General features: G+C 62.8%; 8 protein-coding genes. 3 read left to right on the top strand and 5 right to left on the bottom strand.

Annotated elements, in window-relative coordinates; all coding sequences use genetic code 11:
• The first annotated feature begins 36 nt into the window (after positions 1-36).
• The 3 genes from ASD03_RS04200 to ASD03_RS04190 all read left to right on the top strand — a co-directional run bounded on the left by ASD03_RS04200 (position 37) and on the right by ASD03_RS04190 (position 2,032).
• Positions 37-249 carry a hypothetical protein gene (locus ASD03_RS04200; RefSeq protein ID WP_025425860.1) on the top strand — a complete coding sequence of 71 codons (213 nt, stop codon included), beginning with the start codon at positions 37-39 and terminating at the stop codon, positions 247-249.
• Positions 250-420: 171 nt separating this feature from the next.
• On the top strand, positions 421-876 hold the full coding sequence (locus tag ASD03_RS04195; protein ID WP_025425861.1) for an Rrf2 family transcriptional regulator: 456 nt from the start codon (positions 421-423) through the stop codon (positions 874-876).
• 145 nt (positions 877-1,021) lie between these two features.
• A complete protein-coding gene (locus tag ASD03_RS04190; RefSeq protein WP_038575867.1) occupies positions 1,022-2,032 on the top strand; it encodes a KpsF/GutQ family sugar-phosphate isomerase in 1,011 nt (336 codons plus the stop codon).
• Positions 2,033-2,063: 31 nt separating this feature from the next.
• Here the strand turns inward: ASD03_RS04190 and ASD03_RS04185 are convergent, their stop codons facing one another.
• From ASD03_RS04185 to ASD03_RS04165, 5 genes are read right to left on the bottom strand one after another with little or no spacing between them, the layout of a single operon-like run.
• Positions 2,064-3,365, bottom strand: a complete 1,302-nt coding sequence (locus tag ASD03_RS04185; RefSeq protein ID WP_025425863.1) for a capsule biosynthesis protein — start codon at positions 3,363-3,365, stop codon at positions 2,064-2,066.
• Between the two features lie 40 nt (positions 3,366-3,405).
• Entirely contained in the window at positions 3,406-5,040 is a 1,635-nt protein-coding gene (locus tag ASD03_RS04180) for an LTA synthase family protein (RefSeq protein WP_038575873.1), read from the bottom strand.
• 55 nt (positions 5,041-5,095) lie between these two features.
• The gene (locus tag ASD03_RS04175) at positions 5,096-5,914 is read right to left on the bottom strand and encodes an SDR family oxidoreductase (RefSeq protein ID WP_025425865.1); all 819 of its coding nucleotides are present in this window, start codon (positions 5,912-5,914) and stop codon (positions 5,096-5,098) included.
• A 52-nt stretch (positions 5,915-5,966) separates the two neighbouring features.
• Positions 5,967-7,382 (bottom strand): aminotransferase class I/II-fold pyridoxal phosphate-dependent enzyme, encoded by a 1,416-nt coding sequence (locus ASD03_RS04170; RefSeq protein ID WP_057204242.1) that lies wholly within the window; start codon positions 7,380-7,382, stop codon positions 5,967-5,969.
• Positions 7,379-14,920 (bottom strand): type I polyketide synthase, encoded by a 7,542-nt coding sequence (locus ASD03_RS04165; protein ID WP_025425867.1) that lies wholly within the window; start codon positions 14,918-14,920, stop codon positions 7,379-7,381. Before ASD03_RS04165 ends, ASD03_RS04170 begins: the two co-directional genes overlap by 4 nt.
• Positions 14,921-14,953: the final 33 nt, after the last annotated feature.

Genomic DNA, 14,953 nt, shown 5'->3' with positions numbered 1-14,953 from the left:
GTCCGCGCCTCCGGGTGTGGAAGGAGCGTTATTTGCATGAGCAAGCAGGTTATCGAATATGGCGGCGAAGCCGTCGGGGTCGTCGTCCCGGACGACGGCCGGTTCAAGTTCCTGGCAGTCAAGTACCATGTCTGGGATCTGGACGCTCAGCGGTTCCGGTCGGCTGACGAAGCACGCGCGGCAATTCGCCATCTGCTCGCGCGTCAGGCAGTGCCTGCCGAACGCCATGGCGATGCGGCCGCAGCATAATGTCTGGGGCGGCCGCCCCCTTATTCCGAGTATAATCCCAGACCAAGCTTTGCATTGATTCTGTGCCACAATTGTGTGTTTGCCGCACGATTCTTGTGCTATGCCAAAACAAGATTGCGTTTGCGCGGATGATTCCCGTTCTCAAGGGAACCGTAGGGAAAGCTTGCCGGAATGCTGACGAAGAAGGGAAAGTACGGATTGAAGGCTCTTGTCGACCTCGCTCGACTGGAGCCGGGAGAGACGGCTTTCATTACCGAAATCGCCCAGCGCAACAATATCCCGAAAAAATTCCTGGATACGATCCTGCTCGAACTGCGCAACGCCGGCATGCTGCGTTCGAAGAAGGGGCCAGGCGGCGGCTATTCGCTGTCGCGCCCGGCGGCGGAAATCCGCATCGGCCATGTCATCCGGACGCTTGACGGTCCGCTTGCGCCGATCCGCTGCGCCAGCCGCACGGCTTACGAGGTCTGCGAGGACTGCAATGATCCCGAGACCTGTCAGGTCCGTGTGTCGATGACGACCGTGCGCGACGCGGTTGCCGCGATCCTGGACTCCATGACGCTCGAAGAGTTTGCGGCCGACAAGTCGATGCCGCTCGAAGCGCCGGAAGAACAGCGCGTCGGCTGACGAAACCGTCGTCTTTGTGGGATTTCCTGCCGAAACTCGATGGCTTTGGCTTGGTTTGCCAAGAAAAAGCGCCTATCTGCCTGCAATGGGTCTGAGAAACGCCGCTTCTAACCGGCGCAAACGTCTTCGCGGGAATGGAAACATCATGGGTTTGAGACACGCATCAGCGGATGAGCGACGCGGTTCTGCCGCATTGGAGTCGGTCGGCAGGACGCTGACGACGGCGATGGCAGGCATCAAGGCGCTGGCCGATCATCTCGGTGCCGATACGGCGTTTGCGCAAAGCATGGTCGAAGCGATCGAACTCATTGGCGAAAGCCAGGGGCGCGTTGTCGTTTCCGGCGTCGGCAAGAGTGGCCATATCGGCCGCAAGATGGCGGCGACCATGGCATCAACAGGCACGTCCGCCTATTTTGTCCATCCGACCGAGGCGAGCCACGGCGATCTCGGCATGGTCACGTCGCAGGACGTGCTGATCCTGTTGTCCTGGTCGGGCGAAACGGCGGAACTCGCCAACATGCTCACCTATGCCAAGCGCTTCAAGGTGCCGGTCGTTTCGATTTCGTCCAACCGCGACAGCGTTCTCGCTCGCAACTCCGAAGTGCCGATCGTGCTGCCGAAGGTTCAGGAAGCCTGTCCGCATGGGCTGGCGCCGACGACGTCGGCGATGCTGCAGCTTGCGGTCGGCGACGCGCTTGCCATCGCCCTGCTCGAGCGCCGCGGTTTCTCCGCCGAAGATTTCAAGACCTTCCATCCCGGCGGCAAGCTCGGCGCTCAACTGCGTCTCGTGCGCGAACTGGCGCATGCCGGGGAACAGGTGCCGCTCTTGAGCGTCGGTCGCCCGATGAGCGAAGCCGTCATCGAGATGTCTTCCAAGGGCTTTGGTGTCGTCGGCATCGTCGACGAGGATGGCAAGCTGACCGGCGTCATCACCGACGGCGACCTCCGTCGCCACATGTCGGGCGATCTGCTTGCGCAGACCGTCGAGGCGGTCATGTCGCGTAACCCCCGTGTCATCAGGGGAGATGTTCTGGCAAGCGGTGCAATGGAGTTCATGCAGGATCACAAGGTGACCGTGCTGTTTCTCGTCGACGACGACGGGCTTCCCGTCGGCATCCTGCACATTCACGATCTGCTTCGCGCCGGCGTTGCCTGAGTTAAGCCGTCTTGGAATTTTTACGGCCAGCCTATGCCGATCGCGAGGCTGGCCGTTGTCTTTTCTGCGGCTTCCGGCGCGGTGGCGGATCGATGAACGCGCCGGGCTGGTTGACCGTGTTCTCGTGCAGGCGCTCGGCGATTGCCCGGGCGCCTGCGTCGGTTCCTGTTCTTGAATAGAGATTGCCCCGCACCTGGATCGAAGCCGCAAGCAGCCGGAACATGGCGCTGCTCACCTCGGCGTCGGGTGCTGTCGGCCTTTGCCAGAAATCCTCCAGCGGCTGCTGGTCCGTCAAACCGGCAATGTCGAACACAGCCGTGCCCAGCACCCTGACCGGGCGTCCCTGCTTTAGCGCGTGCAGACCGGCGGTCGAGTTGACCGTGACCATGCCGGCGCTGGCCTCTGCCAGCACATCGAGATTGCCGCCATCGAGATAGAACACGCGACCGGTCAGCCCGAGTTCCGCTGCCTTGTCGTCGATGAATTTGCGCCAGGCGATCAGATCGTTGTCGAGCGGATGAACCTTGAAGACCAGTCTGGTTTCCCTAGCCGCATCGGCTGCAAACGAGTGCATGACCTCGTCGATCGCGTCCTTCTGGCTGTGGAACGGCGAGTGGGCGCGCAGCTGGAAATCGGTTTCGAGCTGCAGCGGATAGACGAAAAAGGGCACGCGTTCCGAAAGCAGGATGCGGACCGTTTCCTCGGCCTCGGCACTGCGTCTTTTGCCGGTGAAAAGGCGGCGGATCCAGCCGGCATATTCGGCAAGTGGATGAAAGATCGCGTGACGGCGATAATGCGGAAAGAGGAACCACAGGAAGACGTTGGGCAGGTTGTAGAGAAGGTCGTAGCTGGCATCGGCGAGAAAGGTCTGGCTGTAGTGCTTGCGCCAATCCGGCTCCGGCAGGGTCTTCGCGGCTTCGACGATATGGGCGGCGTCGGCGGGAAAGTGGGAGTTCGACGACATGCCGTCGCGCTCGAGTGTTAGCCAGTCGGGTCGGAGATAGCCCATCTCGACGATGGCGATCGCGACCCCGGTCCGCCGGGCGACCGCAGTGGCAGCCTGATGATAGGGGCGCTCTTCGCCAAGCAGGATCATGTCGGTGACCTGGTGCAGGCCGATGAAGCGTGCCAGATAGTCCGGCCAATCCTCCGCTCTCCCGCGGTAGTTGGATGCGCCTTTGCGACGCCAGATGATCTCGTCGCCGACATTGAGGTTTATCCGCAGGCAGGTGTGGCCGTAGCTCTCAAGCCGATCGGCGATCTTGCGGAAGATCGGCGATGACGGGCCTTGCAGGAACAGGAAGACCCGTCGGCTTGGCCGATCGGCTGACACACGGGTGTTCAACGCTGCGTTTTCCATCGTCTCGCCGCCGCTAACGCAGCGTGTCCTTCTTGAGGTTGGCGTGGTTGAGCAGCGCCTCGATCAGATCCCAGGCAGCGACATCCCGTGGTTCGACCGGTCGATGATGCGTCGATTTCGCCTTGGAAAAAGGCACGATGAGATAATCCGTGCGTGGGTCGGGGAAGGGGTCTGCGAACGATTTCAGCAGCGGCGCATGATCGCCATAAAAGACGAACCAGACAGGCCGGTCGAGCCTGTCGAGCCGATCGGTCAGCTGCTTCAGTGCTGCGTCGGATTGCTCAAGGATCGCCAGATAGATGTCCACCGGGTTGGCAAGATCGCCAACGCGACCCGGTTCCCAAGGTCCGTGGTTTGCCATCGAGGCGACGAAAACGAAACCGCTCTTGTCTTCCGGCAGGTTCTCGCAGGCATCGATGACCCTGGCGGCGAGCTTCTCGTCGGAGACGTAAGGCCCGTCGCGCGCCGGCACGTGGTCGAATCCATCGAGCATCGTCAGCTCGGCAAAGCCGAGCTGCGGCATCGCCTTGTGGCGCAGGAAGAACGTGCGGTCGTAAGGATGCATGAAATGGGTGTGCCAGCCGGCGCGTTTCATCTTTCCCGGCCAGACGACGTCGGAATAGTGGGACGCGCGCAGATAAGGGTAGCTTGCATCCACGTGGATATCGTCGGGCACGAGCCCGCTGATGACGGCAAACTCGGTGCGCAGCGTATAGCCGCCTTCGAAGACGCTGCTGAGGCGTCCCCACTGGGCGGCCTGACGCCGCAACCGGTCGAGTGTCGGCATCTTCAGCGTGTCGACACCGAAATGGCGCATGTCGATGAAGGACTCCGACTGCCAGACGACGATGAGCGGCGAACCGTCGTCACCGATCAGGTCCTGGACGGCCGCCCGAACGATTTGTGAGAGTTCGGCGACGATCTTCTCCCGCTTGACGCCGAGCCAGATGATGAAGCGGAAGATCACCGACCCGAAGGTGCCGAAGCGCACCGTATTCATTTTGACGTCGAGCACTTTGACGAGCCTCTGAACGAGGGCCGCCGTGGGTCGGTTCACCGGGCCGTAGAACAGCAGGAGCCATGGGCCTGCGGCGACTGCCACCATCACCAGGATCCAGAAGGCCTTGCCGCTGTTGGGCAGAACAGACGGTTCGAAATAGAGGTAGAGCCCGGAAACGCCGAAGACATAGAGAAATGCAACGGTCCAGAACACGATGTTCAGCGAACTGGCATAGAAGATCGTCTTGTATTTGAAGACGTCGACGACGAGGGCGATGTCGGAAAAGATCAGCGGCTCGCGGATGAACTTGAACTTGGCCCTAGAAATCCCGGTGAAGATGATGAAGAAGCTCATCGTGCCGGCGGCGGCATAAAGTGGCCGCCAGGAGCCAGCGAAAAAGCCGGCGAACACCAGCGCGATGACCGGCAGGCGGGCAATAACATCGATGATGTCCTGCTTGCGGCCAAAGGGAGACGGGTTTTTCCGGCGTTCCCGTTTCGGCAGAGCGAAGCGGTCGGTGAAGAAGATCACCGCACAGGACAAGATGAAACAACAGATCGTCAGCGTTATCGGATAGTCGTGCAATTGAAAGGGGAGCAACGCCAAGCGGAAACCTTCATGCTTTCTTGCACACCGGCGCCGCCTCATGCAGCACGGCATCCGCCTGACACTTAGATCCTATCGCCGGCGCGCACAAGCGCCGTCACCTGCCGCCCTTTGATACTCCACCGCTACTGCGGGCGATTGCGCGGTCGAACCACCAGTTGAGGAGTGGTCTGACGGTGGGGCCGAACCGACCGAGAAGAAAAAGCGTCATTCCAAAATAGACTTCGAACCGTCCGCGCTCGATGCCGTAGACGATCTTGCGGGCAACTGCTTCCGCCGGCCAGGGGCTGACCGTACCCATGACGGCGGCGGCTTCAGGGGGACGGAAGGCAAGCTCGCGCTGGAACTGCGGCGTCTGGGTGTCCGGCGGGAAGCAGATCGAGACGTCTATCCCATGCGCGCGCGCCTCGGAGCGGAGTGCCTGGGCAAAGCCGTGCAGTGCGAACTTCGAGGCGCAATAGGCCGAATAGCCATAGATGCCGAGAAGGCCGGCACCGGAGGAGATCATCATGATCTTTCCGTGCCCACGCTGCTTCATGCCGGCGTAGACGGCGCGAACCGCATGGACGGTACCGGAAAAATTCGTTTCCATCTGACGCCGGAAGGCGGCGCTGCCGAGTTCGTCGAACCGGCCCGGCTCGACGACGCCGGCAGAGGTCACCAGGATGTCGCAGGGCCCGAATGCCGCTTCGCAGCGATGGATGGCGGCGATGATTTCCTCTTCCCGCGCGACATCCGCCGTCTCGATCCGGATGTCGCCGGCTGTTGCCGACTTGGAGGAGAGTTCATCCTGGGCACGCTTCAGGATCTCGGCCGAACGGGCGATCAGCGAAAGGCGCGCGCCACGACCCGCATAGATCGATGCGATCGCCAGCCCTATGCCGCTCGAGCCGCCGGTGATGATCACATGGGTCATGCTGGTTTCCGCCTGCGGCATCCGGCCCGTGAAGGGCGCCTGCACGTCATCCTCAGCGCGCCGAGAGCGCCTTCATCATCTGATCGATATCGATGCCGCCGAGGCCGAAGTTGCGTTCGGTCAGGTCCTTCAGGCGTTCCGCCGTCAGGGCCACCGTCTTGCGGATCTGCTCTTCGGTATGGTCGCTGGTGATGAAGAAGCGCAACCGCGCCAGTCCTTCGGGAACGGCGGGGTGGATGATCGGCAGCGCATTGACGCCGGCCGCAAGCAGATCGTTGGACAGCTGAACCGCGCGCAGGGAATCCCCGACCAGCACCGGCACAACCGAAAAGCCGCTGCTGAGGCCGGTGTCCAGACCCGCTTCCTTGGCAAGCTTGAGGAAGAGCGCGCCATTGCGCCGGAGGGCGGCAGTGCGCGACGGCTCGCGCGCAAGCACGTCGAGGCTGGCGGCCGCCGAGGCGGCCAGAACCGGCGCCAGGCCGACGCTGTAGACGAAGCCGCCGGCAGAGGCCTTGAGCACGGCAACAAGCGCCTCGCTGCCGGCAATGTAGCCGCCGCAGCTGGACGTCGTCTTCGAAAGCGTTCCCATCCAGATGTCGATCTCATGCGGATCGACGCCGAAGTGCTCGGCAAGACCACGACCATGCTTGCCGACGACCCCCAAGGAATGGGCCTCGTCGACCATCAGCCAGAAGCCGTATTCGGCCTTGAGCTTCAGGAGGGCCGGCAGGTCGGCGATGTCGCCGTCCATCGAGTAGATGCCCTCGACGATGACAAGGATACGACGATAGTCGCCCGAGACCGTGCGCAGCACGTGTTCCAGGTCGCTCGCGTCATTGTGCTTGAACAGCCGGCGCGTGGCGCCGGAGAGCTTGATGCCCGCAAGCGCGCTATTGTGAATGAACTCGTCGTGGACAACCAGATCCTTCGGGCCCATCAGGCAGCTGATGGCCGCGACATTGGTGAGATAGCCACTGACGAAGCAGACCGCGGCATCGACGCCGTAGAAGCGCGCGATCTTTTCTTCGAGCTCCACATGAACAGGGCGCTCGCCAGCGACAAGCCGGCTGGCAGAAGCCGAGATCCCGAAGGCGTCGACGGTTTCCTTTGCCCTTGCCAGCACTTCCGCGTGCCGGTTGAGGCCGAGATAATCATAGGAGGCGAAGTTGATCAGCTTGCGCCCGTCGATGACGGTGGTGGCGCCGGCTGCGGTCTGATGCGCGCGGTAGAACGGATTGGCGATCCCCAGCTGTTCGCTGGCAAACTTCTGGGTCAGAACCTGCTTGTACTCCGGCAGGTCCTCGAAACGGGCCTGTTGCCGGCGGGCCGGCGGCGGCATCTCCCGCTCCGAACGCGCCATGCGGTTGCGCTCGGAGGATTGATGCGTGTTTCTCATCCGGTCCAGCAGGTTCTCCTTGAGGCTGCTGGTCATCTTGGATGAGCCGGGACCATTTCCGTTCGTGCTCATTGGCTCTGTGCTTTTTCCTTTGCCGTGCCGACATGCCGTTGCGCCAGTTCTGTGACCAACTTGTCGTCCGCACCGTCGCTCTCTTCGCCCTGGTCGCGCTTGCTGACCTTGTCATAGAGCTTGCGGGCGACGTCGCCAACCGTCGTGTTGTCTGCGACACCACTGAGCGGCATGTCGAAACCGGTATTCTGCTGGAAGCTCATGCCGAGTTCCACGGCCATCAGGCTGTCGAGGCCGATTTCCTTCAGGACCTTGCTGCGCGTGACCGTATCCTTCGAGACCCGAAGGATGGCGGCAATTTCGCCTGCGACCAGTTCGAAGAGAATATCCTCGGCTTCCTGCGCCGACTTGCCCTCGATCATCGCGACGAGGTCCATCTTGGTGCCTTCGCCGCCGGACGAATGCTGATCGGCGCTACGCAGGATGACTTCGAAGAGCGCGTTGCGCGCGACCGGCAAGTTGCGGGCGGCCGACCAATCGATCTCCGATATCATCACGACGGCGGCGTCGACTGTGCCGGGATCGCTGGCGAGATGGCTCTCGACCATGTCCAGCGCCGTCTGCGCCTTCAGTGCCGTCTTGCCGATGCGCTTGGCCAGCAGATCGTTGACGTCGGTGTTCTGCACGAGATAGCCCTTGTCGGCGATCGCGCCGAAACCGACCGCCAAACCGGCAAGACCTTCCGCGCGCCGGGCGCGGGCAAGACCTTCGAGGTAGCCGTTGGCCGCAACGTAGTTTGCCTGGCCGGGATTGCCCACCAGCGTCGTTGCCGACGAGAACAGGATGAAGTTGTCGAGCGCATCGTTGCGGGTCAGCTGATCGAGAACAGCGGCACCCTTTGCCTTCGTGTCGATAACCGGCCGGTTGCGCTCGCGATTGAGATTGCTGATCAGCGCGTCATCCAGCACCATCGCTGCATGAACGATGGAGCGTAGCGGTGCGATGGCTCGCAATTCGGTGAGCAGGAGATCCGCAGCGGTTGCATCGGTGATATCGCAGGCGTGAACCGTGGCCGAAATGCCGGCCTTGGCCCAAAGCTCGATCATCGCCGTCGTTTCCGCGTCGGCAAGGCCGCGCCGCGAGCAGAGCGCGATCGTCTTGGCGCCCTTTTCCGCAAGCCAGTTGGCGGCGGCCAGGCCGAAGCCACCGATGCCACCGACGACCAGGTGCATGCCTTCGGGGTCGACCTTGACGCCACCGTGCGGCCGGGTCGCGACCTGGTGTTTGCCGGCCACCGGCGGCAGCACGACGATCTTGCCGATGTGACCCGCGTTCTGCATCAGGCGGAACGCATTGCCGATCTCGTCGAAATCGAAAGCACGGTACGGCAGCGGCGTAAGCTTGCCGTCCTCGAACAGGGCGCCGATCTCGGTGAAGATGCGCTTGGTCAGGGCCGGCGCGTTGACCAGCAACTGGTCCGCGTCGATGCCGAAGTAGCTGACATTGCGGCGGAACGGCCTGAGGCCGATCTTGCTGTCTGCGTAGTAGTCACGCTTGCCGAGTTCGAGGAAGCGGCCGAACGGTTTGACCAGTGCCAGGCTCTGCTCCATCGCCTCGGCGAAGAGTGAGTTCAGCACGAGGTCGACGCCCTCTCCATCAGTCACGGCGCGCACGTCGTTGACGAAACCGAGCGAGCGCGAATCGAACACATGATCGGCACCGAGCATCGAAAGGAAGCGGCGCTTCTCGCGGGTGCCGGCCGTGGCGATGACTTTCGCGCCCTTGAGCTTGGCAACCTGCAGCGCTGCGAGGCCGACCCCGCCGGCCGCACCATGGATGAGGATCGTTTCACCGGCCTGGATGCGGCCGAGCTCGACCATGGCGTAGTAGGCCGTGAGGAACGCAACAGGCACGGTGGCCGCGGCAACCGGGCTGACCGATTGCGGCAGCCTGGCGACGCCGGCGCGCGAAACGACGGCATGGGTGGAGAAGGCCGCAGACGCGATCGCCATGACCGCATCGCCGACCGAAAGGTCGTCCACGCCTTGACCGACGGCAACCACGTGACCGGACAGTTCCATGCCGATCGTCGCACCGGCAAAGCCGTCCTCGAGGGCTTCTTCAGGCAGAAGACCCATCGCCCACATCACGTCGCGGAAGTTGAGGCCGGTGGCCGCAACCTTGACGACGACGTCGCCGGGGCCCGCGGACGGCACGTTGCTTTCTTCCCAAACGATGCTGCCGACCTGAGAGGCGACACGCTGGCGGATGGTGGCGGCCTCGAAGGAGGCCGTCGAGCCATGGGCGTTGTCGGTCGGACCGGGAACCGCACGGATTTCCGAAAGCGATCCGTTCGGTCCTTCCAGCAGCCATTCGCGATTGCTGCCGGAAACGGTGAGCAATGGAAGCGATGCGGCAATCTGCTCGTCAGACGTCGAGGCGTCTGCGGCCAGATCCAGAGCATGAACGTCCAGGAACTCATATTCGTTCTGCAGCACCCGGGCGAAAGCCCAAAGGCCGGCATTGGTGCCGGAGCTTGCGGCCGTCGTGCCTGAGACACGGCTGGCGACCGGCGCCCCGCCAGGCGCGACAAGAACGAGCCTCGGACGTGCGTCGCCACTTGGATCGGTATCGCCGACATGCCGCCGCAATACTTCGGCTACGGCGCTAAACGCCAGAACCTGGTTTTGCAGCGAGGCAGAATCGTCCGTCCGGCTCTTCGGCGCAGGCGACGAAAGGAAGACGGCGCGAACGGGGCGATCGCGGAAGGCCTCAAGTGCATCGCGAAGCAAGGCCGCATCCGTCGCCGCATCACCCGTCAGGTCGACGGGGATGGCGCCGGTGGACGACTGCTTTGTCTTGGGCGCGCCGATCTGCAACAGAAGGTAGGAGCCCGCCGCTGAGGCAGCAGCATTCGCACCGGTCTCGACAGCCGCCGGCGCTTCCACGCCGCGTGCTTCAAGAACGATGACATTGCCGGACGCGCATTCACGGTCGGTGACGTCAATCTCGCGAAGATCGAGGTCGGCCAGACATTTCTGCCAGTGAGGAACGGCGGCGAGGTTGCCGATCGGGAACTCGGCCGCCTGGCTGCGGGCAAACCAGCCATCCGACAGTCCAAGCGCAAAATCGTTGAAAAGGGATGGCGCGCCGACGCCAGCGACGAGACCACCCGTCCGGCGCAGCGTCGAGCGGAGTGCCGTGCGTACATCGATGTCGTCTTCGATCAGGCCGTAGAGCCGGTCGGAGGCACTGATGGCGAGATCGAACGGCGCCTGTGTCGCAAGCTCACCCTTCTTGAGAATGCGCACATGGGCATCGTTTTCGAAGGCGAGTTCAAGGCCGCGTTGGGCATTGTCACGCGGCTCGACCACACCGAGGCTCGCGCCGTGTTTGGCTGCAAGCGTCGCGATGCGGCGCGTGAACCCGGCAGACACGCTGCCAAGCTCGAGAACGCGCAGACGTGTTCCCGTCGGCTGCGCCCGTAGCGCGCTTTCGACCGCATCAAGCACGAGCGCCATACGCTGGCGGCTTACTTCAGAATGCACGGCCTGATGATCGAGCGTCGCATCGCTGATGAAGCCGGCATTGGCAACGATTTCGGCATCGCCACCGGCTGGGGCCGCCAGCAGGACGTCGAGGCGTGCGAGCGCTTCCGCATAGGCGTTGTTGATCAGCACCGCCTCGACGGCACGATCAGGACGTTCGCCATAGAGTTCGCGCAGGATTTCTGGAACGCTCGGCAGGCTGAATTCCTGGGCGACGACCCAGACTCCATCCTTGTGCTCGCAGAGGCCGGCATCCTCAAGCACGTAAAGGCAGCTCGCCAGGAAACACTGGAAGGCGAAATCACCGGGCAGGCTATCGCTGCGCACGATCGATCGGCCCTTGCCGAGCTTCAGCGCAATCTCCTGGCAGGCGCGGTAGATCGCCGCGTTGAACAGCAACGTCGTGTTGTCGACGCCGGCATCGGCCGCCGTCTTGACGCCGAGGGTTACCGGCGTGAGGACGTCGGCCTCAACTGTCGGCAGGAACGTTTCGGAAAGGACTGTTTCGTAGTGGAAAGAGAGAGCGTCCAGCGCCTTGTGCTTGCGCAGATAGGTGCGTCGGAAACGGCAATCCTCGAAATGAGCGATCGGGTCGCCCGACTTGTCGAAGAAATGGAACTTGGCCTTGATCGAATTGGCGCTGACACGTTCGATCTCGATCGTGGCGCGCGCGATCGGCTTGCCGGCATTGACGACGCGCACGGAACCGAAGCGCACCGGAATATAGGGTGCGCCGCTCTTGTCGCCGGTGAAGCGGTCAAAAAGCGCGACGAGGCCGTGGAACGTGGCGTCGACCGAGATCGGATTGAGGGCATAGGTGACGAGCGGATGTCCCGGTTTGTCCGGGCTCTTCAGCTCGACGTCGACGATCCGGTCGTTATAGGCAACCGCCTTTGCCAGCAGCTGGAAACGCGGACCGTAGTCGAGGCCGAATTGCCGTGCGGTATCATAAGCCTTGGCCGGAGCGACGGTTGCCGTCTTCTGCATGCCGGCAAAGGAAGGCAACGCGCGTTCTTCACTCGGCAACGGCTTGCGGGACCGGGCGACCGCATGAACGGCCCAGTCGTCTTCGGACAGGCGCTCGCGCGAGCGGATCTCGATATCGCCGGTTTCCGGCGACAGGATGGTCGACAGTTCCATGATGCGGCTGTCGCTGAGCTCCAGCGGCCGGACGATTTCCAGATTGGTGATCTCGACTTCGTCTGTCCCGTAAAACTGCTGTGCCGCTGCGACGGCAATCTCGATGAAGCCGCTGCCCGGCAGGATAGCCTTGCCATCGACAACGTGCTCGGCCAGATCCGGGAAGAGGGGCGCATCGATGTGGTTCTTCCAGCTGCCGCTGTTCGGGTCGCTGCGCCATCCGATCAGGCGATAGGGTTTGGCGGTGCGGCCAAAGAGATCCGTGGCGTCGGTCGTGGCCGCCGGTCGCAATTCGACCGGCTCGAACGGCAGGCTCGGCAGCGAAATCGCCGCATTGCGCTTGCCGAATACGCGCGCGGTGTCGACGATTGCGCCGTGGGCGACAGCACGCGCCATAGCGGCCGAGATCGGATCCTGACCGGTCTCTCCGACATCTCGAAGCAGCGTCGGCACGACCATGCCTGGTGCCGCCGCCTGCTTGATCGTCTCCTTGACGTAAGAGGACAGGATCGGGCGCGGAGAAATCTCGATGAAGAGCCGGCAGCCGAGCTCGATCGCCGCCTCTGCCGCCGCCTGGAAGCGAACCGGCTCACGAACATTCTTCCACCAGTAGTCGGGGTCGAGTTGCGTGCCATCAAGGGCAGCACCCGTAACCGTCGATAGGTAGGTAACGTCCGCACGACGGGGCGCGATATCGGGAATATCCGACAGGAATGCGTCCTTGGCCCGGTCGATGATCGGGTGGTGGAAGGGATAGTTGATGTCGAGGATCTGAGCAGGGATCTTCGCCTTGCGTGCCGCGTCGCGGAAGGCGGAAATCTCATGGGCCGGGCCCGAGATCGTCACCGAATTGTGGGCGTTGACGGCAGCGACGCAAAGCTCATCGAGGCCGTGCGCCTCGGCGAAGGCGCGCGCGGCGTCTTCGCCCAGCATCACGGCGGCCATCGTGCCGTGGCCCGCGAGCAGATCCTGGTGCAGCGACCGCTTTGCAACGATCGAGACGGCGTCGACCATCGACAGCGCGCCGGCTGCATAAGCAGCGGCGATCTCGCCGACCGAATGACCGAACACGGCGACTGGCTTGACGCCCATGGCGACAAGCGAATCGGAAAGAGCTGCCTGGACGGCAAAAAGCAACGGCTGGGCGATCTTCGTGTCGGACAGCTTCTTGTCGAGGTCAGGATCGGTCAGAAGCTCGATGAGCGAGATGTCCGAATGGAACTTGAAGAGCGCGCTGACAGATGTGAAACACTGGCGGAAATGCAGGTTCTCACGGAACGCTTCGACGCCCATGCCGGCCCATTGCGAACCGTTGCCCGAAAAGACGAAGGCGACCTTGGCATCTCTGGTGACGGCTTCGCCGACTTCGCCGATATCGGAGCCCGGCTTTTCCACATGGCTTGCGATCGCACGGACGATATCTTCGGGATGATCGCTGCGGGCCGCGAACCGATAGCGCATATGGGTGCGGTTGGCGCCCGACGCTGCGACCATCGAGCGGATTTCGCCCTTGGAAGCGTTGGCAAAACGCGTCTTGTAGTCCTTCAGCAGTGCTTCGAGGCTCGACGCGGTATGGGCGCTTGCAAGGAAGACGTGACCGGACGACGGCGGATTGTTGATCTTGTCTTCGGAAACGGGCTCCGGATCGCTGATGACCACGTGGGCATTGGCGCCGCCGAAGCCGAAGGAGTTGATGCCGGCAAGCCGCGCACGCTTGCCGCGCAGCAGTTCGATCGGGCTTGCCGTGACGCGCACGTTCAGGCCATCGAAATCGATATGTTCGTTCGGCGTGTCGAAGTGCAGCGACGCCGGCAGGTAGTTGTTTTCGAGCGCCAGGATCGCCTTCATCATGCCGAAAAGGCCGGAGGCAGGCTCCGTGTGGCCGATGTTCGACTTGATCGAGCCGATCGGAACCGGTGCCCGGCGATTGGCGCCGATGACCGTGCCGATGGACCAGACTTCCGCTGGGTCGCCGACCTTGGTGCCGGTGCCGTGGCCCTCGACGAAAGCCACCTGATTGGCATCGATGCCGTTGCCTTCGTAGATCGCCCGCAGCAGATTTGCCTGGGCTTCGCGCGAGGGCAGGGAGATGCCGTTCGTGCGGCCGGCCGAATTGACGCCAGTCGCAACGATCCGGGCATAGCTCCGGTCTTTTTCGCGGCGCGCCCGGTCCGAGCGGCGCAGCACGAACACGACGCCACCTTCGGCGCGCACATAGCCCGCGCCATCGTTGTCATAGGCGCGGCAGAGCCCTTCAGGCGACAGCATGCGCGCCTGCGCAAAGCCGACGAACGGCAGCGGATGGGCGAGAATATTGACGCCGCCGACGATCGCCGTGTCGATTTCGCCGGCGTTCAGTGCGCGCATCGCCTGATCGAGCGCGACGAGCGAGGACGAACAAGCCGTATCGACCGTCATGCTCGGACCGCTCAGCCCGAAGATGTGCGAAATGCGGTTGGAGACGATCGACAGGGTGTTGCCGGTCATGAAATACGGGCCGGCCGCCGCCGGGTCCTCAACCGTCAGGTTGGCGTGGTCGAGGCTCGATGCGCCGATGTAGACGCCGACATTCTCGCCGTGCAGCGACGTCGTCGAGATATTGGCGTCCTCGAGCGCGCGCCAGGCGAGCTGCAAGAGCACGCGCTGCTGCGGATCCATATACATGGCTTCGCGCTGCGACATGCCGAAGACGGCCGGGTCGAAGTCATAGAGCTGATCCAGCACGCCCGCGGCGAAGGAATAGGTCTTGCCCTGCGTGCCCATGACCGGGTGCCAGAAACGCGCAACGTCCCAGCGATCGGACGGGATGCTGGTGACTGTGCACTTGCCCTGACGAAGAAGTTTGAACAACGCCGAAGGCGATTCTGCTCCAGGGGCGAGGCATGCACGCCCAATAATTTCAACAGCCATATATGATCGAACGCTCTAAACTGACGTTAAAGT

The sequence above is a fragment of the Ensifer sp. Root127 genome (genome assembly GCF_001425225.1).
GTDB classification, from domain to species: domain Bacteria; phylum Pseudomonadota; class Alphaproteobacteria; order Rhizobiales; family Rhizobiaceae; genus Ensifer; species Ensifer canadensis.
The sequence above is the reverse complement of the archived record's forward strand: the minus strand, read 5'-3'. Positions and strand labels throughout refer to the sequence as shown.